Raw genomic sequence first — 800 nt, forward strand, 5'->3', positions numbered from 1 at the left:
AAAACGGGGAGTCCATATAAGGCGCTGCGCGCTGCACTGAGAGAAGCGGATGAGGAGTAAATGAGAAGATAAAACAGGTATTAGCAGATAACTGGTAGACATAGAGCTTGATCTCGTGTGAAGCGAAGCTTCGAATGTTTTAACCTTTAACCTTTAACCTTTAACCTTTAACCTTTAACCTTTAACCTTTAACCTCCAGTCTTTACTCCTTACCCGATCCTCGCAGCCCGAACCCCGTTTGCCAGTTACATAAATGCCAGGCATTAAAAAACCGCGTTAAAATCAATTAACGCGGCTTTTTTATGCTTTGAGCTAAACTCAGTGCTTATTCAGCACTCAGCGTTTTAGTCATTGCTGAGCTTGCACGACCGGCAGGTTTTACCGAGCCAGGGCGAAGGCCGCTGTCAGGGATTAACTCACGTTTGTCATGTGCCATTGCAACCGATGTATGCTTGGTTTCGCTATCGGCTACAGGCGCAGGCTGTGCCATTGGCGCACTTGCATGTCCTGCTGTAATCACAGCTTTAGCGTTTACATTAGCTGAACTCGTTTGCGAAACTGCCTTAGGTTTATTTTCAACCACAGGTGCTTCTTTCGCTTCTACAGGTGTTTCAGTAGCACTAGCCGGTGCAGTTTCTGCTTCAACAGCGACTTCTTCCGCTGGTACTGATTCTTCAGTTTTCACTGGTTCTTCAGTTTTCACTGGTTCTTCAGTTTTAACTGGCTCTTCAGCTTTCACTGGTTCTTCAGCTTTCACTGGTTCTTCAGCTTTCACTGGCTCTTCAGTTTGCACTGGTTCT

The 800-nt window shown here is 45.9% G+C and carries 1 pseudogene; it reads right to left on the reverse strand.

The window, feature by feature from the left end:
• Positions 1 to 325 precede the first annotated feature (325 nt).
• Positions 326 to 800 (reverse strand): annotated as a pseudogene (locus CWC14_RS18205) (ribonuclease E); the annotation flags it as partial.

It is taken from the genome of Pseudoalteromonas sp. S3260 (assembly GCF_005886925.1).
GTDB lineage: Bacteria > Pseudomonadota > Gammaproteobacteria > Enterobacterales > Alteromonadaceae > Pseudoalteromonas > Pseudoalteromonas tetraodonis.